This window comes from Rhizobium sp. BK379 (assembly GCF_014193955.1).
Taxonomy (GTDB): Bacteria; Pseudomonadota; Alphaproteobacteria; order Rhizobiales; family Rhizobiaceae; genus Rhizobium.
The window spans coordinates 1624271-1649235 of record NZ_JACIAD010000001.1; the positions used below are offsets into that span (position 1 = coordinate 1624271).

At 57.9% G+C, this 24965-nt stretch carries 24 protein-coding genes; 5 read left to right on the plus strand and 19 right to left on the minus strand.

Annotated features, from left to right (window positions below):
* Window positions 1-356 precede the first annotated feature (356 nt).
* Window positions 357-968, plus strand: coding sequence for a recombinase family protein (locus FHT93_RS08345; RefSeq protein WP_183847047.1), 612 nt, complete (start codon window positions 357-359; stop codon window positions 966-968).
* 119 nt (window positions 969-1087) lie between these two features.
* Here the strand turns inward: FHT93_RS08345 and FHT93_RS08350 are convergent, their stop codons facing one another.
* From FHT93_RS08350 to FHT93_RS08360, 3 genes are all read right to left on the minus strand, one after another.
* Window positions 1088-6565, minus strand: a complete 5478-nt coding sequence (locus FHT93_RS08350; protein ID WP_183847048.1) for an ATP-binding protein — start codon at window positions 6563-6565, stop codon at window positions 1088-1090.
* Between the two features lie 36 nt (window positions 6566-6601).
* Window positions 6602-7024 carry a hypothetical protein gene (locus FHT93_RS08355; protein WP_183847050.1) on the minus strand — a complete coding sequence of 141 codons (423 nt, stop codon included), beginning with the start codon at window positions 7022-7024 and terminating at the stop codon, window positions 6602-6604.
* 117 nt (window positions 7025-7141) lie between these two features.
* On the minus strand, window positions 7142-8536 hold the full coding sequence (locus tag FHT93_RS08360) for a hypothetical protein (RefSeq protein ID WP_183847052.1): 1395 nt from the start codon (window positions 8534-8536) through the stop codon (window positions 7142-7144).
* 420 nt (window positions 8537-8956) lie between these two features.
* Here FHT93_RS08360 and FHT93_RS08365 point away from each other — a divergent pair, with 420 nt between their 5' ends.
* Window positions 8957-9547 (plus strand): ankyrin repeat domain-containing protein, encoded by a 591-nt coding sequence (locus tag FHT93_RS08365; RefSeq protein WP_183847054.1) that lies wholly within the window; start codon window positions 8957-8959, stop codon window positions 9545-9547.
* Window positions 9548-9578: 31 nt separating this feature from the next.
* On the plus strand, window positions 9579-10091 hold the full coding sequence (locus FHT93_RS08370; protein WP_113016554.1) for a YHS domain-containing (seleno)protein: 513 nt from the start codon (window positions 9579-9581) through the stop codon (window positions 10089-10091).
* Between the two features lie 13 nt (window positions 10092-10104).
* On the opposite strand, the gene FHT93_RS08375 is transcribed toward FHT93_RS08370, so the two are convergent.
* From FHT93_RS08375 to FHT93_RS08390, 4 genes are all read right to left on the minus strand, one after another.
* Entirely contained in the window at window positions 10105-12321 is a 2217-nt protein-coding gene (locus FHT93_RS08375) for an adenylate/guanylate cyclase domain-containing protein (protein WP_183847056.1), read from the minus strand.
* Between the two features lie 137 nt (window positions 12322-12458).
* On the minus strand, window positions 12459-12671 hold the full coding sequence (locus tag FHT93_RS08380) for a hypothetical protein (RefSeq protein ID WP_183847058.1): 213 nt from the start codon (window positions 12669-12671) through the stop codon (window positions 12459-12461).
* A 91-nt stretch (window positions 12672-12762) separates the two neighbouring features.
* Window positions 12763-14106 (minus strand): O-antigen ligase family protein, encoded by a 1344-nt coding sequence (locus FHT93_RS08385; RefSeq protein ID WP_183847060.1) that lies wholly within the window; start codon window positions 14104-14106, stop codon window positions 12763-12765.
* Window positions 14107-14180: 74 nt separating this feature from the next.
* Window positions 14181-14375: a hypothetical protein gene (locus tag FHT93_RS08390; protein WP_113016551.1), complete on the minus strand. Its 195-nt coding sequence runs from the start codon at window positions 14373-14375 to the stop codon at window positions 14181-14183.
* A gap of 135 nt (window positions 14376-14510) precedes the next feature.
* On the opposite strand from FHT93_RS08390, the gene FHT93_RS08395 reads away from it, so the two are divergent.
* Entirely contained in the window at window positions 14511-15254 is a 744-nt protein-coding gene (locus FHT93_RS08395) for an SIMPL domain-containing protein (protein WP_112543641.1), read from the plus strand.
* Between the two features lie 113 nt (window positions 15255-15367).
* Here the strand turns inward: FHT93_RS08395 and FHT93_RS08400 are convergent, their stop codons facing one another.
* From FHT93_RS08400 to FHT93_RS08435, 8 genes are all read right to left on the minus strand, one after another.
* Entirely contained in the window at window positions 15368-15751 is a 384-nt protein-coding gene (locus FHT93_RS08400) for a hypothetical protein (RefSeq protein ID WP_112543640.1), read from the minus strand.
* Between the two features lie 166 nt (window positions 15752-15917).
* The gene (locus FHT93_RS08405) at window positions 15918-16223 is read right to left on the minus strand and encodes a hypothetical protein (protein ID WP_112543639.1); all 306 of its coding nucleotides are present in this window, start codon (window positions 16221-16223) and stop codon (window positions 15918-15920) included.
* A 182-nt stretch (window positions 16224-16405) separates the two neighbouring features.
* Complete coding sequence (locus FHT93_RS08410) at window positions 16406-16828, minus strand: secondary thiamine-phosphate synthase enzyme YjbQ (protein ID WP_183847062.1); 423 nt, start codon at window positions 16826-16828, stop codon at window positions 16406-16408.
* A 74-nt stretch (window positions 16829-16902) separates the two neighbouring features.
* Window positions 16903-17256, minus strand: a complete 354-nt coding sequence (locus FHT93_RS08415) for a DUF1428 family protein (RefSeq protein WP_183847064.1) — start codon at window positions 17254-17256, stop codon at window positions 16903-16905.
* Between the two features lie 106 nt (window positions 17257-17362).
* Complete coding sequence (locus FHT93_RS08420) at window positions 17363-18586, minus strand: MFS transporter (protein ID WP_112543636.1); 1224 nt, start codon at window positions 18584-18586, stop codon at window positions 17363-17365.
* 123 nt (window positions 18587-18709) lie between these two features.
* The gene (locus FHT93_RS08425; protein WP_183847066.1) at window positions 18710-19366 is read right to left on the minus strand and encodes a hypothetical protein; all 657 of its coding nucleotides are present in this window, start codon (window positions 19364-19366) and stop codon (window positions 18710-18712) included.
* A gap of 137 nt (window positions 19367-19503) precedes the next feature.
* Complete coding sequence (locus FHT93_RS08430; RefSeq protein WP_183847068.1) at window positions 19504-19902, minus strand: DUF427 domain-containing protein; 399 nt, start codon at window positions 19900-19902, stop codon at window positions 19504-19506.
* Window positions 19903-20079: 177 nt separating this feature from the next.
* Window positions 20080-21015: a phytanoyl-CoA dioxygenase family protein gene (locus FHT93_RS08435; protein ID WP_112543633.1), complete on the minus strand. Its 936-nt coding sequence runs from the start codon at window positions 21013-21015 to the stop codon at window positions 20080-20082.
* 135 nt (window positions 21016-21150) lie between these two features.
* On the opposite strand from FHT93_RS08435, the gene FHT93_RS08440 reads away from it, so the two are divergent.
* Window positions 21151-22014 (plus strand): AraC family transcriptional regulator, encoded by an 864-nt coding sequence (locus FHT93_RS08440; RefSeq protein ID WP_113204952.1) that lies wholly within the window; start codon window positions 21151-21153, stop codon window positions 22012-22014.
* Here the strand turns inward: FHT93_RS08440 and FHT93_RS08445 are convergent.
* The 4 genes from FHT93_RS08445 to FHT93_RS08460 all read right to left on the minus strand — a co-directional run bounded on the left by FHT93_RS08445 (window position 22011) and on the right by FHT93_RS08460 (window position 24890).
* On the minus strand, window positions 22011-22898 hold the full coding sequence (locus FHT93_RS08445) for a DMT family transporter (protein ID WP_183847069.1): 888 nt from the start codon (window positions 22896-22898) through the stop codon (window positions 22011-22013). The two genes, FHT93_RS08440 and FHT93_RS08445, sit on opposite strands and share 4 nt — an antisense overlap.
* An 84-nt stretch (window positions 22899-22982) precedes the next feature.
* Window positions 22983-23783 carry an AraC family transcriptional regulator gene (locus FHT93_RS08450; RefSeq protein ID WP_183847072.1) on the minus strand — a complete coding sequence of 267 codons (801 nt, stop codon included), beginning with the start codon at window positions 23781-23783 and terminating at the stop codon, window positions 22983-22985.
* Window positions 23784-23883: 100 nt separating this feature from the next.
* Window positions 23884-24681 carry an APH(3') family aminoglycoside O-phosphotransferase gene (locus tag FHT93_RS08455; protein WP_183847074.1) on the minus strand — a complete coding sequence of 266 codons (798 nt, stop codon included), beginning with the start codon at window positions 24679-24681 and terminating at the stop codon, window positions 23884-23886.
* A gap of 47 nt (window positions 24682-24728) precedes the next feature.
* Window positions 24729-24890, minus strand: coding sequence for a hypothetical protein (locus FHT93_RS08460; RefSeq protein WP_018114155.1), 162 nt, complete (start codon window positions 24888-24890; stop codon window positions 24729-24731).
* Window positions 24891-24965 lie beyond the last annotated feature (75 nt).

The window sequence follows — 24965 nt, forward strand, 5'->3', positions numbered from 1 at the left end:
TCTTCGGAATCTTGTATCGCATCGAGATTTTCATGTGTCCACGACGTCTTCGCCGCCTGCTAGAGCAGGCCACAAGAGAATTGTAGAGAGCATCGGAGCCGGGAGCATAGCGCCCTCAACTACGACCCGGCGGGAATTGGCGCATGTGAAATCGGGAAGACTGGTAACCGCACGAGCGATAGATGTCGCGGGACCGACTTCCCCCGATTTCGCATTCCATCTTTGATCTTGCTCGAACGGTTTGTGCCACATAGAAAAAATGACGAAATTCGTGACGGCTTGCCGCCGATGAAAACTAGATTCACCATCAGTCTCATAAACGACCGTATTCGTGACGGATTGAAGAGGCGATATCTATGGGTGAGTTGATTGGGTATGTTCGGGTATCGAAATCTGACGGTAGCCAAATCCTAGACCTTCAAAAAGACGCGCTCCTTATCTCCGGCGTCGAAGTCCCGATGATTTATGAAGACCTTGCGTCCGGAAAGAAGGATATCCGGCCTGGACTTGAGGCCTGCCTGAAGGCGCTGCGATCAGGCGACACGCTCGTGGTTTGGAAGCTGGATCGGCTCGGCCGTGATCTTCGCCACCTGGTCAACACCGTAGACGATTTGTCGAAGCGCGGCGTCGGATTTAAGGTGCTCTCGGGGCAGACGCCAATCGACACTTCGACAGCACAGGGTAAGCTGATGTTTGGCATCTTCGCGTCCTTGGCGGAGTTCGAACGTGAACTGATACGAGAGCGAACGATAGCTGGGCTTGCCTCCGCCCGCGCCCGCGGTCGTGTCGGTGGTCGAAAGCCGGCGATGACGCCTGCTAAAATAAGGCTTGCGCAGGCAGCAATGGGTAAGCGAGAAACTGTCATATCTGAACTCTGCCACGAACTCGGAGTGTCTCGCCAAACGCTTTATCGCTATGTTTCGGCCGACGGCGACCTACGCGAAGACGCTAGGAAGCGCCTTCGGTGAAGAGGTGTGCAGCTCGATGGGGCGCTCAATGCTTGAAATTCGGTGTCGTACTGCGAACCCCGAGATAGAGGGTCGGAGCCTCAGCCAGCCCGTCTCCACCAACATGAGACAGGAGGCTATTAGGCCCTGTCAACCACCAGTCGAACGCCCTGTGTGCCGCTTGGGCGATATTTGCCAATATTCTCCCTGCTGAACGGATTTCCAAGCTCGTGAACTGAAATGAGCGATGGATTGAGCGCGAATGACACGTAGAGTATCTTCCATACCCCCTTACGCTCGTTAGCATGCTCCGTCGCGGCAGCAACCTGACTGCGACCAAGGTCCACGTAACCTGGATCGCCAGTGTGGGCCTTTACTTCGAAGAAGAGGCCGCCACGGCTGCGCGGGATGTGGAAGTCGTAACCGTCATCATCTTGCTTGGGCGAAAGAGCCAAGTATCGTCGGCCAAATGCAGATATCCAGTGATCATCCGCAAAGTTTTTCACTGTGCGCCGGAGGTAGTGATAAGCGGCGAACTCGCCAGCAAAACCAATAAGATTGCGCTGCTCGTCACTCAGATAAACTGGATCGGTCTCACGCTCTTTGGTCGAACCTCGGCCGCGATTCCGTTGCGGGTTCTCAGCAATTGGCTTGAGCTCCGCTGTACCCGACCGCTGGCGAAATGCCTTATCTTCAAGGCCTTCGCGTAGCGCCTTCGCAATTTCTTCGAAATCTCCCTGCACACCGCCGCGGATACTCGCGCCTCCGATCACCACAGAGCGCTTTCGTGCATCTTCCTTTTCTTGCCTTCGTCTTTCCGCAGCCGCTTGATGATCCAGATCGTCTTCAACCAGTCCCAAATCAGCAAGGTTGAGAGACTTGGGCATGCCGAACGGCCAGAGGCCCGCGTGGCCGAGTGCCGAAGGCAGGTCATCCGCCGCCAAAGCCACGAAATCAAAAATCCCGGACGCGAGCGCTTCGCGGGTGACTTGTTCTGACTTGTCACTCCAAACAGATTTCGCTGATCTTTCAATGGGTGCCTTCGCGACCCAAGCTGAAATCACCTGACGTAAGTGGTCCAAATTCTGAGAAATCAATGCTCGGTTTGTCTGCCGTAGGATATCGATGCTGACAGAGGTTCTTTGCGAGCCCGCTGGGAGCGCTACAGCGCTAAGGAGTGTGACCCGATCGTTGAACTCCGTTTCCGACAACTCGTCATTTGTATCAAGCCAACTTTCATCAAAGCTCAGCCAGTCAAGGTTCCGCGCACTTCCGTAATCTTGCAACCTTATCTGCGACAGCTCCGCCATCCAGTAGCTATCCCTAACGCGCGCCGCCAGTTCATGCCTCGCTTCCTCTTTGAAGTCATCGAATTGCTGGCGCAACTGTCGCTCGAATCTCAGCGGACGGAATGATGCTCCCAGCGCGAATATGGCTTCGTTGAGGGCTACAAGCGTAATTCCCAGCTCTCGCCGGAACCCGTTCAACGACTCTGCTTCGCGACATTTTTGGATCATCCCTTTCACGTCGTCAGGATTTACGACGCCGGAAAGGGCGGCAACGATGTCTTCGTCGTCGACGATGACATGCTCTCTGTCTAGGATTCTGGCCGACGCGGCGTCTCCGAAACGGGCCTGCAAACCTGGTAGAAGCCAGTCCAGTAGGCGTCTACTGCTGTTTCGGAGCGATCTTCGAAGTTCCGTGATGCGCTCTTCCGGTTGTCCGAAAGCCCTCGCGAGAATGTCATCGTCAGGTGGTCCCACCACTCCTGACGGATCGAGTCCAAGATTTGAGATGGCGTAGATCACCGCTTGAAATGCCGCGGCTAATGGCGGCCGTCTGATTGCCGCCGCCAGGCCGCGGGACAGCCGCGAAAGCTTTGCCCATGTCAAAACCCCGTCGGGACTTTGCAAAATTATAGCAGGATTCTCAGCGTCGGGAATTGGTAGGACGCCATCAAGCGCGTAGGGTAGTCTTCCCCGCAAACCGTTGATCTCCACCTCGATCGCGTCCCCTTGGACAAGGCGGAGCCTCCGGAAATCTTCATAGATTGCCTGACGCGTTCGGCTAGTGCTTCTAAATGTCAACGTGCTGTTGAACTCGAGGACAAGGACGGCAATCTCGGCGAGCCAGTCTCTCCCTTCATCGATCAAACGCTGATGGGAGCTTTGGGGATCAAATAGCTGCCCATCGATAATAATCTTGGGTTTGACGTCGTCGATTAGCAAGAATTGCGTGGGAAACGCGCTTTCAAGGGCGTCGAACGCCTCGCGAGCGGTCCCGGGAGGCAAGGAAATTTGCCGGTGCCCTAACGCCAGCAGCAAATTCTCAAGGAACGGGTGCGCGTTCTCGCCCACAAATATCGGCTCGGCAACAGGGGTTTCCGCGTCAATGCTTTCGGCGATCAATCGCCCGCCCTGTTGTATTGCCATTGTTATTGGTGATTGGAGCGATAGACGTGGTTCGTGGTCGTGCCAGTCGAGCCACGCTTGCCTCCAAGCGCTTCTGAAGACCTCCAGTTCGTGCTCTGTCAGTCCCCGAGAAAGGATTTCCCCGAGGACGACCAGCCTTTCTACTGCCGTAGTCGGGTTCGCCCAAAACTTCATTCCCAGTTGTTCGGAAAAAGAACGGCGCAGCGCTTGGGAACTTTCGAGCTCGTCTCTAATCGATCGGTCAATGCGAGGAAGAAAACGAGGGAGTTCCTGTCTGCTCGCAAACCAGCAATCGCAGGGCCTTTGCCAGATAGTCTCTTCGTTTACAACGACGGGAATCCAGGCCGCTTCTCGAAGGAAAGCAAGCAAGGGACTTGGAAAGCGAACATTGTCATAGCTCCCCCCTGTTCGCCGCAATGAAGTCTCGAAGTACCTACTCAAGCCGTCGGCCGCGGCACCTATCACCAACCTAGCATAGGCTCTCTTCGCTCTGTCGTTCATCTGAGCGAAATCGGCCTGCATCTGGAGAATGTAGAGGGTGTTCTCCGATGTGTATGCTCCGCTTTTATAGCTGAAACGAAGCTGTACGTCCGGTCTTCTGATCGCCTGCTGCCAATACGGGCCGCTGGCCTGCTCAAGTGACTGCTGCTTAGACCGACCGCTTCTAATCGCTTCCCATTCCCACTGGGACATCGACAGTGTTTTGTGATGAAAGACCGCCAGGCCATCCTTGACGCCGAGCAATGTCATAAACTTCGTCCAGTCGACCGCCGATCCTTTGTCCTTTAATGGCCAGGATTCCCAACTCGGTAGAAGGCCCTCGCAGATTGGTTTGGCCCGCGCTAGCCCAGCGACGGCGTCACAGAATTCGGCCATCACCGCACCTCTGGTGTCGCGCCAGCCGTGGGAGAAATATGCCGCTTGTGCTTTCCTTAATCCGCCGGCACACGGGATCGGAAGAGAAGCTGACCGCAGGGCCGCCTCGACTTCCTGAGTGGGATGTGATTTCCACGCGTCAAACGCCCATCCAATTGCGGCGATAGCGACTTGGCGCATGGGACGCTTGCCTTGCAGCCTCCCAAGGCCCGCAATGACGCGCGTGACATTAAACTCGGTGGCTAAACCAGCGGCTATAAGCGCCTTCGTTACGGCAGGAGGCCACCGTAGGGATGGGTCAGCAAAATGCATCCGTTTGGCGATGCTCTTGGGCGGAAATCGCGTGCTAGCCTTGCGGCTCCTTTTGTTCGAGCCACTGATGTCGGTATCGGGGTCTATGAATACTTCGCGATCGAAAAGCGTTTCCTGAGAGTTGGCATTGCCCAATTCACCATCTTCCAACCTGAATATTGGCTTGCCCCGCATTGCAGCCAAGGCTGCTGGATCAAATCGTGCTAAATCGCCGTAATATTTTTCCCAGTCGTCGCGAGACGTTTTCCGCCGACGCTCTGCCAGACTTGCCGCAACGGCCGTTCCCCAGTCTGCGCAAGTCTGTGTTTCTGGCTCGAAGCCGAAATCCGTAGAGAGCACAAACTCGCGAAGCGCTTCCATACGCGCCTCTCCCAGCCCCCGCCGCAGCATCGGCACGTTGCACACCCGAGAAAGTAATCTTGCATCCACTAGATCGAATTTCTCGTCATCCCAATCAAAGACTTCGCCGAGAATACTCCATCTGGTTTCGGGCCGACGGATGGCGGGTAGCGGAATTTGTCCGGCATCCCCGAGGGCGCGGATGCTGGCATCCACCATCCGCTGGGAATCCGAAAACCAAGCTACGCAATCAACTGCAGCCGCGGCCAACTCGGCGGCCGGTTCGTCAGAAGATGAGATTGTCCTTGCCAAGGCAAGAGAGAGGTCAGCAATACAGTCCAGCAAGTATGAGTTCAGCGGATTATCGAGGGACAGCCCCTTACGATCGGCATCCGGGTGAAACGGAGCATCAAGGCAGCCGTTGAAAGGTGCACGCGTCTCCATCGGCAGGAAAGCGAAGAAAAAGCCTGCTTTAGCGTCTTGGGAAAGAGGCAAGGCTATCGACACCACAGGAGCGCCTTTCCATTCCAGCCACTTTTCGACTGGATCGCTCCTATCGACGGCCGCCTGAACACTGGCCTTGAACGCCTTTTCGTCAACAGCCATGCGCGCCAACAGGAACCGACGCTTATCGACCGTAATCTCCTCAACTGTCATCGACTGACCAAACGCGGACGGACGCCTATTCTTCGAGGCCCTTGTAAAAACCTTCCTGAGAACCTCGCCGCTCTTCTGCACGTGCTCGATCGTCAGCGAATGCAGTTGCTCCAGAAAAAGCACGAGCGGAGCGCTCTCATTGATCAGCCCGCTGATTTCCTCAATGACCCGCTCGCCAGCCAGTTGATCCTTCAGCTTTAGTCGGACTACCGTTGAAAATCCGGCAGCAGCGAATGGGGGGATGTCGCGAGGATCATCTTGGATGGGCACCGGAAGCTGAAGACGATGGGCACGGCCGACAACCGACGAGGAGAACACTGACTCCCCACGATCAGCTAGCCAAGCTTCTTCGTCGGATGGATTCGCAAACCGAAAGCAGAAACCGTCGAAAACGTTGCTTGATTGATCGTGTTTCGAATAAATCTGGACGTCCTGAGACAATAGCTCAACACTTCGGAACCCAAGGCCCTTGTGGCCGATGAAATTTCCGGGAAGCTTGTTGCTCAGGGCGGGATTCGTGATCGCGACAACGTTGTCTTCTGTGAAGCCGGAGCCCGTATTGGCAACGTAAAGGGTACCGAACCCTTCGCTTTGATCATATTTGAGGAGTATGCGTGGCTCGGGCGACTGTGCCGCTGCATCAAAAGCGTTTTGGATGAGTTCCCTAAGGATACGCTTTGAATAGAGGTTCGCGGCCTGCTTCGTCAGCTCGCGCATGGCATCATCGCGCTTCGAACCTGCCTGGGAGTTGCGAAGCGTAACATCCATCTCGCGGTCAAAAATCGATGCTACGAACGCCTGAGCGATCGCTCGGGTCGAATAAGGGGTCGACACCCCGTACGAAGCACGCCCCACCGCTTCCTCCACAATTCCTCCTTTGCAACTCAAACCCACAACAACGAATCTTCCATTTACTAGATTCGCGGTTTGCGGGAAAAGCAATTGAAGAAATTGCAGTCGAACTGGCAGCTCTTCGAATACGTGTACAATGGTGGGGGCCACCGGCAAATGCTGGGGCCACCACTATTAGCTATGCTACTACACGAACAAGAAATCGAGCTGTACCCAACGCCGGAACTTATCCCAAGAGGTGTCGTCAAGAGGTAGTCTGCAGTCAAATTCCGCCCGACGACCGTTGCGTAAGGCATAAGCTTTGAGTGCTTCAATCTCAGACTTGAGTTCGTCCTGCAGGCTCCACGCTTCTGCTTGAAGGCTAGGGCTTTGGTCCGAGAACGATTCGACCAAAGGGATGGCCATCGCGATGTAACCGTCGCTATCCCTGGCAACGAAATGGGTTTGTGCGAACAGACGCATGTATCCATCCTGATCTTCGTACTCACGACTGACCAAGACGACGTACTCTCCCGGGGTCCCATTCTCGATCCGCTCGACGAATCTTACGCCGTGCTCATCAATTGCAAATTGTCCCACCGAAAAGATGATATCTTCAAGTTCACGCATGCCATATTCCTTCTAGTTCGTGAGGCGTCCATCGCGGTGCGTTGGTTCGCTGCCCAGAATCTAGCCGGCCTCATTCGGAGAGCACTACAGACGATTGATTGAATTTAATAAATAAAATCAGAGTCTTGAATTATTTTTAATCATCGCGAATGCAAGACGCTGGAGTCTTCCAATTTGCCGTTCGGAAGACTCCGAGACTACTTTCGGTGTGGTGTTCTCAGCGACGCAACTGTGGCGGAAGCAACGAAGGCATCGATGAAGCTCAACCTTTGCTTGCGCATCAGTTACCTGTTCGTCGAGTTGATTCGGCCCTTTTCGGTGTTTTCGCCTCGTGTTAGCAAATCGTGTTTCGCGCGCTGCCGTCGCGACCGCGGCAATAGACTTGATCCGAATGCCGATAAGCCTGACGATTTCGGCTGCCTTAGCCCAAATTTTCGAAATTCGGCTTTTCGTGTGTCCTGGAGCCGTTGTGGCAGCCTTCTGACTGGTCCCAGATCGCCCCTCGCACCGCTCTTCACTGGCGTCGTCGTTCGCGGACGTCACTTCCTGAGTTGCGACAATAGTCGCTGAAGAACACTCTGGAGCTCGGTCGTTTCGAACGTCTTCTGCGATTAAGGGGGCCATCGACTGGGTTTCGAAAAGAAGCGCGGCAATCTTCGTGCCTCCAAAGCGCACCCTTACTCTGGACAACAACCTATCGCCTGTTTGAACCGGCTGCCTCGAATATGCGGTATCTTGACGATTGCGTTGTATCGCCGCCTTGTCCAGGCCGGGCACTGACTGCGCGGCAGATGCTGGACGAGATGATCTCCACTTGGCGAACACACCTCCAGTGCGAAAAAACCGAAACCGATGCTGGGTGAGGCTCCAGGCAGATTGCAGGGCATGATCAGGCCACGTCAACATGTCCTTGTTTCGCCAGATACCCCACAGCATGTAGGTCGATACCGCTGCCGCGTTTCTTATGGGGGCTGTCCTCAGGTCGATCTTAGAGAATTTGGTCATCAATCTGCGGTGAACCGCTTCCCGGTGGCCAGGCGGTACCCGGCACACGAAATGGGCGTGCAGGTCGAAAAGACCGGTTTGGTGATCAAAACGGGGATGAATGGCAATTAGCAAGACTTCGAACGAATGCCTCTTTCGAAGTTCGCTGAACTCGGTGTTGATTGTGCAATTGAAGGTTTTCATTGCGGTCGTTAGATCGTCCGGCGTCGCTTTGTGGCCTGGGAGACCGATGCACCAGAACATACAATCTGCAAGGCCATCCGCACGAGCGAAGTCCACGAAGTCGGCGACTAGGGGGATATTTTTCCGGGTAGCGTGGGTGCCGAAAATTCGGGTACCCCGAAGCGGTTTGCCGAGATCGATAATTTCCCCGGGGCTGTCTTGAAGAAGGACTAGGTAACGCTCGTTCCGTGAGGCAAAGGCGTCAATGCCCATCCCTTCGAACCGTCTCGCCAATTCGCGGGCGTGGACGCCAAGCCTTTCATTTCCTGATGCTGAATCTAGCATTCTGAAGCGCTCTTTCGGTCAAGAGCGGTGCGGGGTGTGTTCCAATTTAGGAAATCAATTCAATAGCCGCTTTTCTGTAGGTGCGGGGCTTTAAGTAACTGAATTCCTTCGATTATGTGACAACCTCCGGGCCCACCATTTCTCGAGATTACGCACACCAAGCCCGATTTGTAGGGTTGCCGCACCAGACGCGGCGCTGTTTGCTGGCTCAGTGAACCGAATGGATTGTTGTCGATCTTGTTCCACGTCCTTTGCGAGCTCACGCGGATGCTCGCCTTAGTCCCAGTGAAAAGTTCCCCAGACCTTAAGGGACTCAATATAGCTGATGACGTCGCCGTTTATTGCCGCCCCCTCATATTCATGATAGCTTAACTACACTTTCGCGCTTGTAAGCCAGTAATGGCAAGACGGGGGTGCGCGATGAATGTCTTTTGGGTCAGCTTCATTTGTTTCGGCATTGGAATTTCCGCAGCGTCCGCGGGCCCATTGCACGATGCCGCGCGCGAAGGCAATGTCGAGCGCGTCAAGCAGCTTGCCGATCAGGGCGCGAACCTCGCTGAACTTGATAATACCGGCGAGCCGGCGCTGCTGATCGCGGCGCTATCAGGCAAGGCCGATGTCGTTACCCTTCTTCTCGATCGCGGTTGCGACATCGAGATCCGCAACAAGGGCGGGCTCACGGCGCTGCATGCGGCCGCCTATGGCGGCCATCTCGATATCGTGGAGCTGCTGGTGGCAAGAGGTGCTTCCGTCAACGACCACGAGAACTTCTACAATATGACCCCGCTGCATGCGGCATCCGAGGAAGGTCATGCCGATGTCATTGCTTTCCTGCTCGCGCAGAAGGCCGATATCGAGCCGAAGGAAAGAAACGGCTACACGCCGGTGACCCAGGCCGGATGGCGATCGCATTGGGACGCCGTCACTCTTTTGTTGAAAGCAGGCGCCGCCTGTCAGGGAGCCGACCTCACGGGTCAGTGGCTCTATGACGAATGCACGAAGCGAAAATGAGCGTGCGCGCCTGAAAAACGGGAGCATTGAAATGTCTCACTGGAATGGATTTGTGAAGGCTGCAGCGATAGGCGGCATCGCCGTCCTGCTGCTGGCGAACGAGGCCACGGCGGAAGACTTCGTCAACACCGGCTATTTCGGCGATGTAGCGATCAAGGGCTATGACCCTGTCGCCTATTTCACCGATGATAAGGCCGTGGAAGGATCGCCGCAATATTCCCACCACTGGCTTGGCGCCACCTGGTATTTCGCCAGTGCCGAGCATCGTGACATGTTCGTCAAGGATCCCGGCAAATATGCCCCGCAATATGGCGGCTACTGCGCCGACGGCGTGTCCTTCGGAACGGTGACCACCAACATCGATCCGAATGCCTGGCGCATCATCGAAGGCAAGCTCTATATCAGCTATGATCCGGGTGCCGCAGAAGGGTTGGTGAAGAACCCCACCAAGGTGGTCGACTCCAAAAAGCACTGGTCGGAAGTGCAGAACATCCTGATCTCGGAAAAGACACAGAAAGACTGGCAGCACCCCTCTGCCCAATAGCTGTCCGCGGCAGTCAGCCCCCGATCGAGAAGAATTTGAGCGCCTGCGGCGTGACATGCACATATGTCGCGCCGGGCTCGTCGGGAGCGCGATTGCGATAGACGTTGCCGCAGACCATCCTGTCGAGGAAATAGCCCGCGAATTTCTCGCAGAGCCAGTCTCCCCTGATCTCGACGGTGCCGGTAATATTCGTGTTGGCGCTGCGATAGGCGGTATTGCCCGCTTTGTCGAAGAACTGGACGAACTGTGTGCCGTTGCGGTGTTTGCCGGCCCAGCTCTTGTCGCTGATGAGATCGCGCAACTGCTCGCCGGTAACCTGATCGGCCTTCTCGCCCTGAAATCCGAAGGGCCATTCGGGAATGCCCGCCTTCTGCAGCCTGCTCAAATGCAGGTTCAGATCGTCCTTGCGCCAGTAATCGTAGAGATAGCTGTAGTAGGTGAGATTGCTTTCGGGAAAGAGCGCCAGCAGCTTCGTCTTCTCCTGCAGGCTGCGTTTCCTGTCGCCATCCTCGATATAGGCCGCGGTCAGGAATTCGCGCGCAGCCTCCGCATTGGGAAGCGCGTCGCGGGCCGCCTCCATCAGCGAAATCGACCGGTCGTCATCACCGATGATGTAGAAGACGATACCCGCCAGCAACTGGAAGCCGGGCGATGGCGAAGGATCGAAGCGTAGCGCCTTTTCCATTTCGGTGGTCGCCTGGTCATGATTGCCGATATGAGCGAGCACGAGGGCCAGATTGCCATTGGCTTCGGCGTCGCTCGGCTGCGCCTGCACGGCACGGTTCGCCGATATCAGCGCCTCCGTCTGGCGACCATCTACCAGTTGCAGAAGAGCAAGGACGGTATGCGCCCGCGCATTGTTCGGGTCGATCTTCAAAGCCTGCCCTGCAGCGTCATAGGCGATCTTGCGGGCGACTGCCGCCGACCAGAGGATATTATAGTCGTTGCGCCAGACATCGACGGCGATCCGCGCGATCCCCGCATGCGCATCGGCAAAATTCGGATCGAGGTCGATCGCCTTCTGGTAATAGGACAGCGCTTCGCGGTAGGTCGCGACGTCTCCATAGGTGAGGCCCGCCTGCTCGGCGCGCATATAATAGTCGTAGGCCTCGAGATTCTCCGTAGGGATCTGCGCCAATTGCGTGCGCTCGCCCTCGCTGAGCCGGATGGCAAGTGCTGCGATGATCTTACTGATGACATCATCCTGGACCGCGAAAAGGTCGGCATATTCCCGGTCGTAGCGCTCGGCCCAGAGGGAAAGCCCGGTCAGGGCGTCGATCAGTTTGACGTTGATGCGCAATCGCGAGCCTGCGCGCTGCAGCGTGCCTTCGAGAACGTAGTGAACGCCGAGCTCGGCTGCCACATCCTGTATCTTGCCGCCATCGTCACCCACCGCAAAGACGGAGTGGCGCGCGATGACGAAGAGGCCGGAGACCTTGGAGAGCTCGGTAATCAGGTCGTCGGTCAGGCCTTCGGCAAGATGATCGTGCTCGACGTCGCCGCTGACATTGATGAACGGTAACACGGCGACGGACGGCTTGTCCGGCAGCGGATAGGCAAACCGCCCGGCAACCGAAGGGCCTTCCAGCAACGCCCATGGCTGCCACCATAGCGCAGCTCCGGCAAGAACGAGCAGCAAGGCGCCAGCAGCCATCGCCACGATGCTCCGGCGGCCCGGATATCGGCGCGCCTTGGCAGCTCTTTTTGCTGCCAACGGGCTGAGTACGACACGATAGACTCGCACGGGCTCGGCAAGGCTTTTGACCTTCTGCTCGCCAAGCGAGATGAAACCGACATCGAGCTTCGATCTCACCTGGTCGTAGGCTGGGCCCGTGATCGCTATTCCGCCGGGTTCGGCGAGCGACTGCATGCGATCGGCGAGGTTGACGCCATCACCGTGGATATCGTCTCCCTCGACGATGATATCACCGAGATTGATGCCGATGCGGAAATCGAGACGACGGTCGTCCGGCATCTCAGCATTGTGCCTTGCCTTCAGCCTCTGGACATCCACTGCGCAGCGCATGGCATCGACGACGCTGTGAAACTCGACCAGCAGCCCGTCGCCCATGGTCTTGACCAATCGTCCGCTATGCTCGGCTATCGAAGGTTCGACGATCTCCCTCAGGTCTGCCTGGAAACGCAGACGCGTCCCCTCCTCGTCGACCTGGCTCAAACGGCCGTAGCCCACGACATCGGCAATCAGGACAGCGGCAAGGCGGCGCTCCATGTCAGTCTCTTCCCCCGAAAGGACGACAGCGGGAAGCATCTTACAGCACCGCCATAGCCGATACCATCGACGGCGAGAGGAAGGTCGCCGGCCCGTGACGGGACGGCAGACGGAGCCATTGTCATATAACTGTCATATTATGCATAGGTGGCATGCCAAAATGCCCATTGTTGGAGCAACGCGCACAAATTATATGCTCGCCGGCTAACAAAAATAAAAAAAGTGAGCTTGATATGCCTTTGATTTTCAAACGCCGCAAAAGCGGCCTCATGCGACGGATCGTCAATGGTCTTGGTTCTGCCCAGCAGCGCTATCGTGATGCGCGCGAGGCAAGGAAGACTGCGATCCATCCTTCGTTTCTTGACGATTTCGGTATCTGACCAGACGGGCGCTCAGCTTGAGAGCGCTCGAATCCCTTCCAGGCGGGCTTCCATCGCCCTCTCAGGCAGCCTTCTGATCCCGGGATATCATCCCGGTATCCTGCCCGATCTCCCCCTTCTTCAGCATGATCCCGCAGGCAAACGCGACGGCGGAGAATACGAAGAAGAACGATTCGCCGATTGCCAGCCGGTTGTTGGAATTGGACAGGATCGTTCCGAGGAAGAATAGTGTCACCATGCTATAGGCCAGCAGCGCGCTGAGGCTGATCAGCCCGGCCCTCCAGGCAGCGAAAACCCGCCTATACATGGCTGTTGCCAATATGGCGAAAACGATGATGCCGAACAGCCCGTGGCGAACAAGCATCTCGAAGTAGCCGTTATGGAGCAGAGTATAGGGCACGCTGGCATAGGTGGTCGAATTCCAGAGGATGAGCCAATGATTGCCGGCACCAAAGAGAGGCGCCTGGGCAATCACTTCCGAAGCATTCGCCCAGAGCTGCAGCCTTTCACTCATCGATTCCGGCGTAGCTCTTGACGCGATCGCAGCAGCGACGGCATCCCGAACGCCATGTGCGGAGATTTCGGTCTCGATCCGAACGGTGGCCTCATAAGTGGGGCCGGCAAACCTCCAGATATCATCGCCGCCGACAAAAAGCGCTGCTGCCACGAGAGCAACGACAGCAGCTCCTACCAGCGCAGCCCGGCGTCTGTTTGCATAAAGCAGCATCGAGGCCAGCATGAGAGGTCCGACAAGGACAAGGCTCAGCCAGACGCCTTTCGCCTTCGAGCCGTAAATGTTGAAAAGGCAGAGCGCGATGATGAGCGTCGCGACGGCAATGATCCAGGTGCCGGAACGGCGCTCGAGCTTGCCGGTCTCCCAGGCGTGCAACAGCCAGTAGAAGGCGCCGATCATCAGAAAACCGCAGCCGATGGCGCCATGGATCAGGTTGTTATGGAAGAGCGGCGAAATACGGTCGTCGCCTGCAAGAATCGGTTGGTAGTCGGTGGAGATCAGCAGCGCTGCAAGTGCGATCGGGAAATAGATCGCCAGGACCGTCCCGACCTCTTTCCGGCTGGAATAAAGCGCGATGCCGACGGCTGGGAAAAACAGCGGAAAGGCGTAGAGCCAGTCCGACGCACCCTTCTCGCCGTAGACGATCAGGCCGAAGAGGAAGCGCAGCAGCGCATAGGCGCCCCAGGCAACGCAGGCGTTGGCCAGCCAGTCTCGCTTCAGCAGGCTCAAATTCGGTTTGAACCAGACAAAGGTCGTCCCGATCAGCAGCAGCGCCGCATAGCGATAGCTGTCGCTTTCCAGAATGGGTGCCGAAATCAGCAGCAGCCACAGGATGATGAGGACAGGCTTGAGGCGGGAGGGCGTGGCGGTGGGCTCTTCGCTCGCTACCATGGAGAATATTGCACCCTTCTAGCATAGTCGGCAGCACGAAGCAGTTGGGTGACGGAGCGGTGTATTCCCTTGAATTACTGCCGCCTGTAGTCGAGCTTCGTCGCAATCGCCGTGTCGTGGCTGTTCGGCCCTAGCTCTATCAGATTGTTCTTGACCGTAAAGACATTAACCTCGGCCGACCACCACCCGCGCTCTAACGCCACATCGAAGGGATAGACCGGGATGGTCATCGTCCGCAGGAGCAGCGAGAGGTTCGGATTGTCTACCATGCGTTGATTGCCCTTACACTCTTTGGTCGAAACCAACCATCATGATAAAGCAGTCCCCGCATCGATTTCTGCCGCAATAGCTTCACAATCCGCAGACACAAAGCTCGCAGGGACGCAAACAGCCGAGGAACAAACATGGCGCCGAACTACACCAAGACTGCCCTTCTGACAGCCTTTCTGAGCCTGCCGCTCGCGGCATCCGCTCCACTTCTCGCAGAGGAGAATCAGCCGCGCGAAGCGGTCATTAACGTGTCCGGAGAGGGCGAATCGGCATTGGCTCCCGATATGGCCGTCGTCAATCTGTCCGTGGTCAAGCAGGCCAAGACTGCCCGCGAAGCGCTTGATGAAAACAACAAGGCAATGAACGAGGTGCTGGCCGCACTGAAGAAGAGCGGTATCGCCGACCGTGACCTGCAGACGTCAGGCTTTTCGATCCAGCCGCAGTACAATTACCCGCAGCCGGTCGACAATCAGCCACAGCCGCCGCAGTTGATCGGCTACCAGACCAGCAATTCGGTCACCGTTCGCGTCCGTGACCTTTCCAAGCTGGGCGAGATCATCGACCAGTCCGTCACCCTCGGCATCAATCAGGGCGGTGATATCCAGTTCACCAACGACAAGCCGGAAGCAGCCCTGGAGGCAGCCCGCAAGAACGCAGTCGCCAATGCGATCAAGAAGGCGAAGACACTGAGTGAAGCCGCCGGCGTGAAGGTCGGCCGCATCGTCGAAATCAGCGAAAATGTCGTGCGTCCGATGCCGCAGCCGGTTTATCGCGCAGCGATGATGAAGGAAGCTTCCGACGCCGCTGCCGTTCCCGTTCAGGGCGGCGAGAACAGCTACAATGTCACCGTCAGCGTGACTTTCGCAATCGAACAGTAAGTCTCCGCAGGGCGCTTCGGCGCCCTGCCCCGACGGGAAAGCCGCTCAAAAGAAAACCGCCCCTGCTGTCTGCAAGGGCGGTTTTTTTACGCACTGAACGATCGCGCCTGGCTTCAGCGGCGCAGGAGCGGGCAGCCGCGAACGTTGCCGAAAGTCATCTCGCTTGGGCCACGGCGGCTCCAGCCCTGCACGATCACACGACGCGGCGTGATATCAACGACGCGCGTACGGCGCAGGCCGTAATCCTCGGCGATGTTTGCAGCGATGCGCGGATCGCAGCCGCCACGGGGCGGACGCCCGTAACCCGGCGGAGGCAGAGGCGGACGGCCATAGCCCGGCGGCGGTGGCGGCGGACGGCGCCAATCCGGCGGGGGCGGACCACGGTCCGGTTCACCGATAATGATGTTTACCTGTGCTGCAGCCGGCGCAACGGTGCCGGCCAGCGCAGCGGCGGCAAGAAGGGCGGCAAGCCCAGCCTTCGCCATAAACTGCATCATAAAAAAGATCCTCATGGTTGATAGCCACGCGGGCAACTGCCGGAGCCTATTTCGGAATCACTTGCATACGGTTCCGAGAGAAGACGGGCGAAAGCATCGCGGTCAAGGCAAAACAGGCGGAGGCGAGGTTTTCCTGCTTCAAGTTCCCCTGCCTCCGGTCCACCGATCAGCGATACATAAGCGGGCAGCCGCGCACGTTGGCGAAGGTCATGCGATCCCAGCCACGGCGGTCACGACCGGCAACGACGACCCGGCGCGGTGTGATGGTTGAAATGCGCACATCGCGCAAACCGGAATAGCGGGCTTTGCGGATAGCCTGCATCGGCGAGCAGCCGCGAACCGGCGGGCGATTATACTGCGCCTTGACGACAAAATCGGACTGCGGCGCCGCGAAAGCGGCGGAGCCAGCAAAAGGAATGGAACTCAGGGCAAGCAGTGCGGCAAGCGAAGCCTTGGCAAGGAAATGCGACATTCGGGTTTGTCTCCTCGTGGTGTTTCCTCAATCTCCCTTTTGGGATTGTCTCGAGACTAAACGCATGAAGCTGAATGCTGTTCGAACCGGCCATTCAGTTGGCATTCAGGACGGTTAACGGCGCAGAAACAATGCCCGGCAAAGCGGCGCAGTCGCTTTCGTCCCGGAATGCGCAAGCCAATCTACGGGCCGAGATGCAGGACCACGTCGCGCCGATGCGGGCGATCACGGTGTTCGAAGAGATAGATGCCTTGCCAGGTGCCGAGCATCAGCCGGCCGTTGCCGACGGGAATGCTGATCGAAACCTGGTTCAGCGCCGCCTTTATGTGTGCCGGCATGTCGTCCGGCCCCTCGCTCGTATGGATGACCCATCGCATCGATGGGTCGGATGATGGCGGCACGAGGCGGCGGAAAAAATTGTTGAGGTCCGTCTTCACGTCAGGGTCGGCATTTTCCTGAACGAGCAGCGAACAGGAGGTATGGCGCACGAAGACAGTCAGCAGCCCCTCGTCCATGCCGGACTGTCGCACGAAGGCATTAGCCTGATCGGTGAATTCGTAGAGGCCCTGACCGCGGGTGGATAGTGTAAGCATCGTCTGGGGCAAGGCGGTCTCCGTCGCAGATTGTCTCTCGCGAGGTGGCGTGCCTTGCCCCCGAAGTCAATGCCGCATCTCTGAGGTTACAGCCGCAGCAGTTCCTCGAAGCCGCCATAGATCATGCGCTTGCCGTCAAAAGGCATCTGCCACTTGTCGCTGGAAAGGCGTGGATCGGCCATTACCTTGGCATTGACCTCGTCGCGCTGCTGCTTGGACTTGTAGAGGATCCAGGAAAAGACCACGACCTCGTCGTCCTTGGCCATCACGGCGCGTGGAAACGAGGTCAGCTCACCATAGGGCACCTCGTTGCCAAGGCATTCGACATATTCAAGCGCGCCGTATTCTTTCCAGATCGATCCGGCATAGGCAGAGAATTCCTTGTAGGCATCGACATTCCCGCGGGGAACGGCGACGATGAAACCATCAACATAGGACATTGCAGATCTCCCTTCGTTTTAACGTCCGAAGGACGTTCGACGCCGGCGGCATCCGACATAGGCGCGTCAATTAATGCCCACGGCCTATGCGGCAAGGAGATAGGGCCTAGCCCTGAAGGGTCTTCACCTTGAGGAGATCCGGGAAAAGCCGCGTCCACAGGAGCACGACGGCAATCGTACCGACCCCGCCAACGATGCCGGCCACGACCGGGCCGATCACGCCGGCAAGCATGCCGGACTCGAATTCACCGAGCTGGTTGGATGTGCCGATGAAGAGCGAATTCACGGCATTGACGCGGCCACGCATCTCGTCAGGCGTCAGAAGCTGCACGAGAGAGCTTCGCACGACGACGCTGACCGTGTCGGACGCGCCGACGACGAGCAGCGCGATGACGGAGACCGCTATATTGGTCGAGAGCGAGAAGACGATTGTGGCGACACCGAAGACCGCCACTGCCATCATCATCTTGCGGCCGACATCCGATGTCAGCGGCCGGCGGGCCAGCACGATGGACATGGCAAGCGCACCGATCGCTGGTGCCGCCCGCAGCAGGCCAAGGCCCCACGGGCCGGCATGGAGAATATCGCGTGCAAACATCGGCAGCAGGGCCGTCGCGCCCCCGAGCAGCACTGCGAAGAGATCAAGTGAGATGGTGCCGAGCATCACCGGTCGGCTGCGGATGAAGGAAACGCCGGCGAAGACGGAAGTAAGTGTTACCGGCTCGCGTTTCGAAGGCGTCCACTGCATGCGGATCGAAATCACATTGAAGCTCGCCACCGCAAAAAGCACGGCTGCGACCGCGAAGGGCGCAATGGGGCTCACGCCATAGAGAAGGCCACCGAGCGAGGGGCCGATGATCAGCGCCGTCTGCATCATCGAGGTCGACGTGGCAACGGCTCTCTGCAGCATCGAAACCGGCACGATACTGGGCAGGAGTGCCGCCATGGTCGGCCGCTCGAAGGCGACAACGGCGCCCATGATGGTGACTGCGACCAAAATTCCGGCCGGTGTCAGCCATTGCTGCCAGGTTGCGATCGCCAGAACCAGCGAGGTAACAGCCTCGATCAACTGACAGGCAAGCCCGATCCGCCGGCGATCGAACCGGTCGGCGACGTGACCAACGACAAAGGTCAGCACGGCCATCGGCAGAAACTGGCAGAAACCGACGAGCGCGAGCGCGAAGGCGCTATGCGTCTGATCGTAGATCATCCATCCCATGGCGATCGCCACGGACTGGAAGGAAAGTGAGGAAAAGACCCGGGAGGCGGCGAAGTTCAGATAGCCGGGATGGCGCAGAACGCTTTCCCGCTCTTTCACTGGTATGTCCATGGTTCAGTCACCGGCCTGCGGCCAAGCCACAGGCGCCTATAGGAATCTTATAAGAGCGGAACGGTGTTCTGCCTGAAAGTGATCCATGTCAACCGGAATAAGCTCCGATGCGTAATTGCCGCATCAAGTCGAGCGCGGACAGCAGCCGACCATCTGGCACGCCGCAGTATGGAGCTGGTCGCGCATATCGAGCAGCCACATGGTCTCTTCCATGACGTCAATGATTGCCATACGCAAATCCGGACCAATGAGAGCGAGCAGCTCATTTTGCGAACTGCCTATGGTCGCTGCACCACCAAGAAGCTTCCTCATCTGCTCGACAGTGGGGGCGGTGGAAATCTCGACCCTATCCAGAATGTCGGGAGATGGAATGCCCATCCAGGAAAGTGCGGAGGCGACCAGCAGCTTGGAAAGCGCTCGGCACAGAGGACAGGACAATTCTTCGGATGTATTGACGATCTTCCGCTTGAAGCAGGCGATCGTCGCCCGGACCTTGCTGTTGACGGCTGCAAACATGCCGACAGCAATCCTGCGAGTAGCGTCGACCGGTCTCAGTATATAGACCCTTTGCCGGCTCCGGAGGGATGTGGCCGCGCTATTTTCTTCACTGAAACCCTGAACAAGGAAATCACCCCTTCCCGCCAGTATTTCCAGCAGGATCAGAACATATCCGTCACTGCGAAAGACATCGAACTCAAAATTGAAAGAACCATCGCCGATGCTCTCTACGATGCGGATATCCAATACTTCGGAACGAAGCTCCACCTGGTCCAGTTTCATAGGGCCCCCGGGTCTGCAATACCCCGCGCGCGGCAAAGATACTGCAACCTGAAGGGTATTCATATTAACCCAATACGCTTACGCATCCATCGTCATTTGACTGATGCGTAGGTCATAGGTGGAAGTCCGGTTATCCCTTAGAACTGGCCTGCTTCGGGCGACGGCAGCTCTTCAATGGAATCGACCCTGTCAGGGTAAAAGGCCAGATGGTCCCTGATGTTGGCAACGGCGGGATTGGGCGCCTCGTAGGTCCAGATCGCATTCGTCGAACGCTCGCCGCCATCACGAATGCTGTAATAGGAGGCATCTCCCTTATAGGGGCAATGGCTCTCGTGTTCGGTGCGTTCCAGCAGCGACATATCCACATCCTTGCGTGGAATATATTGCACCGGCGGATAGGAAGCCTCGCGCAGGGTCAGCGCATCATGCGTATCGGCGATCACGCGGCCGCCGAGCTTGACGACGACACGGGAGGGATTGTGTTCGACGGTGATCGGATGATCCGGCCCGGGAATCTTGATCGGCTTGCCTGACATGGACGTCATCTCCGGATTGATATCTCTCCGAAAGAGATAGGGTGTGCAAGCGACCATCCCAAGGGGCCGCGCGACCATTCTCGTTCGGCAGATTTCATAGGCCGCAGATGTGCGCATCGACGATGCGGAAAGAGCCGCGGAGACGTTGACCTCCGCGGCTTGTGACCTGCTATCTGCTTACCAGCGGTCGAGGCCGAGCAGCTTGCGGCCGAGCGGCGTCAGCTCGGCGGTCTTGGCATTGTGCTTTTCCCATTCGCGCGGATCGCCGGGGAAGGCATCGCGCTTCGGATGATCGAGCTCCCGCCACAGGCGAATGCGCTCTTCGCGCTCTTCGGCATTATCGTATTCGGCCGGATGCATGGAGATATATTGCGCCATGCGCACACGGTTCTCCGCATGGTTCGGGCGAACGCCATGGGCGAGCAGCGAGTTGAAGATCATCAGGTCGCCCGGCTCCATGTCGATATTGACAGTCGAAAGACCGGTCATGTCTGGATGCATCGGATCGCGGTCCTCGGGCTGCGTCTTCACCCATTCGTCGAAATGCTCGAAGAGATAGGGTACGCACTGGAAGCCGCCGACATCGCCGTCCTGCTTCTTCAGGCTCAGGACTGCCTGCACGCCGATCGGCATCGGCCGGATGGACGTATCGACATCCCAGTGGATGAAGCCGTTGGGATTGCCCTTGACCTTCTTCGGCGGGTTGAGATTGGCGCGGTCGATCGTCACCCACAGGTCTTCGCGGTCCCAGATATCGACGAAGACGTCATAGACGCGCTTCTCCATCCGGTTATCCCACATTGCCTGGTGATTATAGATTTCCAGCATGCCGGTATTGTTGAGCTCTTTCATCTTGTGCTCACGGCGCTGCGGCGCATACCAGGTGGAGGAATCGTTCGGATCCTTCTCGTCAAAACGCCAGAGCACCTCCGCAAGCCGCTCGACATTGGCTGCAGGAACGGCCTGGCGAACGATGACATAGCCCTTCGTCGTCCAGTGCTGCCAGTCCGCTTCCGAGAGCACGCGCAGCGGCAGTCTCTTCTTGATGTCCTTGAGCTGCGTGGTGACCGACGAGGCCGTCGGATGAGCGTCGCGTTTCACTGCCAGTTCCATGAGATCCTCCCATCATTTGATCCATTCCTGTTGTTTCAGGCGATGGAGAGAGTGTAGCGGCTCATCGCAGCTCATGTTGTGCCAACTTGGCAAATTATGATACTATCATGGCGTCAAATATCTGAGAGGCGCTTGATGAGGCCGTATCTCGAAATCCTGCCACGCCACGCCGACAGCTCCTGGAGCATGCTGAACCGGCGGCTGGATGACGCGATCCCCTTCCAGTGGCACCACCACCCCGAATTCGAACTGACGCTGACGCTGAACTCCATCGGTCAGCGCTTTATCGGCGATCACACGGGGGAATATGAGGATGGCGACCTCGTGCTCGTCGGGCCGAACCTGCCACATACCTGGGTATCGCGGGCCAAATACGACGAGGCAAACCCGCATATCGCCCTCGTGCTGTGGTTCCATCCGGACTGGATGCGGCAAATGACATCAGGCGCGGTGGAACTGCGCCCCGTCGAAGCAATGCTTGCTCGTGCCGATCGCGGCTTGCACTTCTCGAAGGAAGCGGCCGCTGCCGTCCGCAGCAATATCGAGGCCATCTTCGCAAAGCCCCCAGCCGAACGGCTGCTCTTGCTCTTTAACATTCTCGACGCCATTGCCGCAGACCGGCAGGCATCTCCGCTTGCCAGCACACCCGGCCAAAGCCGTGAATTGCAGGAAAGCCGCGAACGGATCGACAGGGTGCTAACGTATGTGCATCTGAACTATGCCCGCACAATCACGCTGGAAGAACTTGCCGATATAGCCGCACTCAGCGTCTCGGGCCTGCACCGGCTGTTCCGCCGCCACACCGGCACCACCGTCTCGGACTATCTGATCCGCATGCGCATCGGTGATGCCTGCGCCCGCCTTTCGGCCACGGTCCAGCCCGTCGGCCATATCGCCGATGCCGTCGGCTATGGTTCGCTTGCCAATTTCAACAGGCAGTTCAGGACGCAAACCGGAATGACGCCGCGGCAATACCGCAACGTCTTCCGCCCCGCTTAAACCTTGGCCGTTCGCCGCAGGCTGGCGAGGCCAAGGCCTATGACCGCGGCCAGAACGCAGGCGATCCCGAAAATCTGGTTGGCACCAACCGCCTCTCCAAGAACCAGGAAGGCAAAAATGACGGCTGTTGCCGGCGCAACAGCCGTAAACAGGGAGGCCTCCGCGCCACTGACGCGCTCCGCTCCCGCATACCAGAGGATGAAGCCACCGACAGTCGGCACCAGCGCATAATAGAGGACCGCAAGCAGAGCAGGCTGCGAAGCGATGCCAATATCGTGATGCTCAAACAAGGCGGGCACACCCGCGACGACGAAGCCGATGGCTGTCATCAACGCCGACTGCGTCAATGGCGGAATCGACGTGCCAAGCCGCTTGTTGAGCAGGATGAACAGCCCCTCGCAGATGACCGCGCCGAAAATCAGCATGTCACCGACGAGAGACCCGCTACCGGCAGCCGGCGAAAAGGCAATGGAAAAGACGCCGGCAGCCGCAAGCCCGATTGCCAGAAGCAGGAACCGTTGCGGCCTCTCGCCAAGCACGAGAATGGAGATTGCCGCCGAGACGACGGGGAGCGTGCCGATGATGACGCCTGCATTGGCCGCCGATGTCAGCGACAGGCCCGAAATCAACAGGGTCGTGTAACTCACGCTCCCAGCACCTGCCTGCGTGACGAGGATCAGCCAATCCCGTCCGGAAAGCTGTAACAGCCGCGCTCCTGTCCATCGCATCAGGAAGACGAAGAAGGGAAAGGCCACCGCAAAACGCAGGGCCGTCGCCGTAAAAGGCGGCAACCCGGAAGCAATGACCTTGCTGGCGACAACGGTACTGCCGACCGTCGTCATGGCCAAAGTGAGATAGATATAACCTTGAAATTCCCTGCTCATCTGCCGCTCCCTTAGAGACAGCGCAAGCAAACAGGCTGAAAGGCCAGGGGTCTTGAACGAAATTGCAAGGAAACAGGCAAGCGATCAGGAATGCCCGCGTGCATAGGTGCCGGGCGTCAGGCCATAGCGGGAAACGAAGGCGCGCGTCATATGGCTCTGGTCGGCAAAGCCGCTTTCCGCTGCAGCCTCCGCCAGTGCAGCACCACCGGCGATCAGCCGCCGGGCAAGATGCACGCGGGCCTGAACGTGATAGGCATGCGGCGTGAAACCCGTCTCCCGCGCAAAGGCGCGCAGCACCTGAAACCGGCTGAGGCCGCTCTCCCGTGCCAGATCGGAAAGCGAGATCTCGCCCGCCGGATCATCATCGATCATGTTACGCGCATGGACAATGGAATGCGGTGCCGGCGCCGGCCCCTCCGTCATCGCGGTTTCCCGCAGGGCATCGGCAATGACCGACAGAAGCAGCTCTTCGCAGCGCATCCCTTCCTCATCCTCGGTCACGGCGGAAAATAGCGCGCGAAATCGATCGGCGAGCAGCCTGTCATGAATGACAGGGCGCGGAATTTCCGACCGATTGGTCCCGCCTTCTGCAACCTCGCGCGCAAGCCCCTCCATCACCGCAGGATCAAAATAGAGAATGCTCCAGGAGCGCGCCTCGCCGATCGGCGCGCCGTCATGAACCTCGTTCGGGTTGACGGTGATAAGATCGCCGGCCTCCGCCTCGACCATGCCGCGCCCGCTCAGCGATCTTTGAGCCCCGGAAAAGATGAAACCAATGCCGAACTGCTCATGCGTGTGGCGCGCGAAACGATGGCCTGATGTCGCCACCACCGCCTCCACGCCGGGCACGGACGAACGCAGCATTCTGAACTGGCTGGCGGGCATGGAAAACTCCTTCGCGACCGACTGTGCCAGCCGGCAGCGAGCCTAGCAAGCCCAGAATGGGCAGCAGTTTCGCGTGCGGAATTGCGCCAAAACAGGAGTTCTAAAAGAACTCATCGAGGAGCTGATAATAGTCCATCTTCACAGGATCGATGATCGAAAGGCCATAGGAATTGAGAAACAGCCGTACGAATTCCTCGCCGAAATTATAGCCGATGCTATGGCAGGCGAGCGCGACATCCTGATAGCGGTCGGCAACACCAAGGCGGCAGCAATCGATATAACCGGCAAACCGCCCCTCTGCGACCATGAAGTTCGGCAGGCAGGCATCGCCATGCGCAATAACAAGATTTTCGCTTTCCGGTCGCAGCCGCTGCAACTCGCCGAAGAGGGAGAAGGCGCTTTTGCCGAGCCGTTCCTCGTCGAAATCCGCTTCGTCGACAACGCCGGCCCGCATGCGCACTGCAGCGGCGGCAAGGCGCTTCTCCAGCCGATGATCGAACGGACAGGCATTGATATCGAGGCTATGGAGCGCACTGAGCGCAGAGGCGAGGATCTCGATGCGCTCTTCGGGCAACAGCGTTGCGGCAGTGACGAGATCCACGCCCGGCAGCGCCGTCATCAGAAGAAAATTGCGCTCTCCGTCGCTCTCATGGGCGATGACTTCAGGGCAGTCGAGGCCCTGGCTGCGAAGCCAGACAAGTCTCTCGGCTTCCTCGGCGAGCTCGCAAAACGGTCCGGCCTCTTCGACCTTCAGGTAAAGCCCCGGACGCCCTTCGCCCTCCAGACGAAAAACACAGGCCGAGGACCGCCCGAGAGCGTCCCGTCGCCATTCATAGCCATCGAGATGGTTCCGGAGCGAGGCCGGAAGCCTGCCATATTCCTGAAGCGGAACGACCATGATGATCCCTAGGGGAAAAGGCTCCTTCGGGAGCTTGGGTGACGGCCTTAGTGAAAGGTTCCGACCGGCGCGCTTTCAGCGAGAATTTCGAAAGCTTCTTCCAGGGCTGCGACGAGAATATCGGTCAGCTCGTCGGCCTTATTTTCCAGAAACATCAGGCTGACAGCTTCTTCCTGGCGCTCGAAGAAGTGCTCGATCTCGTTCGACATATCATGTGTCCCTTCGCTACCGTACCATAACGGCTATGGGGAAACGATAGAGATGATGCCTTGCGTGTGGCTGTT

Excerpts from the sequence above, each read along its gene's own strand:
- FHT93_RS08345 (WP_183847047.1), top strand. The coding sequence starts at position 357 with ATGGGTGAGTTGATTGGGTATGTTCGGGTATCGAAATCTGACGGTAGC.
- FHT93_RS08355 (WP_183847050.1), bottom strand. The coding sequence starts at position 7,024 with ATGCGTGAACTTGAAGATATCATCTTTTCGGTGGGACAATTTGCAATT.
- FHT93_RS08360 (WP_183847052.1), bottom strand. The coding sequence starts at position 8,536 with ATGCTAGATTCAGCATCAGGAAATGAAAGGCTTGGCGTCCACGCCCGC.
- FHT93_RS08365 (WP_183847054.1), top strand. The coding sequence starts at position 8,957 with ATGAATGTCTTTTGGGTCAGCTTCATTTGTTTCGGCATTGGAATTTCC.
- FHT93_RS08370 (WP_113016554.1), top strand. The coding sequence starts at position 9,579 with ATGTCTCACTGGAATGGATTTGTGAAGGCTGCAGCGATAGGCGGCATC.
- FHT93_RS08375 (WP_183847056.1), bottom strand. The coding sequence starts at position 12,321 with ATGGAGCGCCGCCTTGCCGCTGTCCTGATTGCCGATGTCGTGGGCTAC.
- FHT93_RS08380 (WP_183847058.1), bottom strand. The coding sequence starts at position 12,671 with ATGGATCGCAGTCTTCCTTGCCTCGCGCGCATCACGATAGCGCTGCTG.
- FHT93_RS08385 (WP_183847060.1), bottom strand. The coding sequence starts at position 14,106 with ATGGTAGCGAGCGAAGAGCCCACCGCCACGCCCTCCCGCCTCAAGCCT.
- FHT93_RS08390 (WP_113016551.1), bottom strand. The coding sequence starts at position 14,375 with ATGGTAGACAATCCGAACCTCTCGCTGCTCCTGCGGACGATGACCATC.
- FHT93_RS08395 (WP_112543641.1), top strand. The coding sequence starts at position 14,511 with ATGGCGCCGAACTACACCAAGACTGCCCTTCTGACAGCCTTTCTGAGC.
- FHT93_RS08400 (WP_112543640.1), bottom strand. The coding sequence starts at position 15,751 with ATGATGCAGTTTATGGCGAAGGCTGGGCTTGCCGCCCTTCTTGCCGCC.
- FHT93_RS08405 (WP_112543639.1), bottom strand. The coding sequence starts at position 16,223 with ATGTCGCATTTCCTTGCCAAGGCTTCGCTTGCCGCACTGCTTGCCCTG.
- FHT93_RS08415 (WP_183847064.1), bottom strand. The coding sequence starts at position 17,256 with ATGTCCTATGTTGATGGTTTCATCGTCGCCGTTCCCCGCGGGAATGTC.
- FHT93_RS08420 (WP_112543636.1), bottom strand. The coding sequence starts at position 18,586 with ATGGACATACCAGTGAAAGAGCGGGAAAGCGTTCTGCGCCATCCCGGC.
- FHT93_RS08425 (WP_183847066.1), bottom strand. The coding sequence starts at position 19,366 with ATGAAACTGGACCAGGTGGAGCTTCGTTCCGAAGTATTGGATATCCGC.
- FHT93_RS08430 (WP_183847068.1), bottom strand. The coding sequence starts at position 19,902 with ATGTCAGGCAAGCCGATCAAGATTCCCGGGCCGGATCATCCGATCACC.
- FHT93_RS08435 (WP_112543633.1), bottom strand. The coding sequence starts at position 21,015 with ATGGAACTGGCAGTGAAACGCGACGCTCATCCGACGGCCTCGTCGGTC.
- FHT93_RS08440 (WP_113204952.1), top strand. The coding sequence starts at position 21,151 with ATGAGGCCGTATCTCGAAATCCTGCCACGCCACGCCGACAGCTCCTGG.
- FHT93_RS08445 (WP_183847069.1), bottom strand. The coding sequence starts at position 22,898 with ATGAGCAGGGAATTTCAAGGTTATATCTATCTCACTTTGGCCATGACG.
- FHT93_RS08450 (WP_183847072.1), bottom strand. The coding sequence starts at position 23,783 with ATGCCCGCCAGCCAGTTCAGAATGCTGCGTTCGTCCGTGCCCGGCGTG.
- FHT93_RS08455 (WP_183847074.1), bottom strand. The coding sequence starts at position 24,681 with ATGGTCGTTCCGCTTCAGGAATATGGCAGGCTTCCGGCCTCGCTCCGG.
- FHT93_RS08460 (WP_018114155.1), bottom strand. The coding sequence starts at position 24,890 with ATGTCGAACGAGATCGAGCACTTCTTCGAGCGCCAGGAAGAAGCTGTC.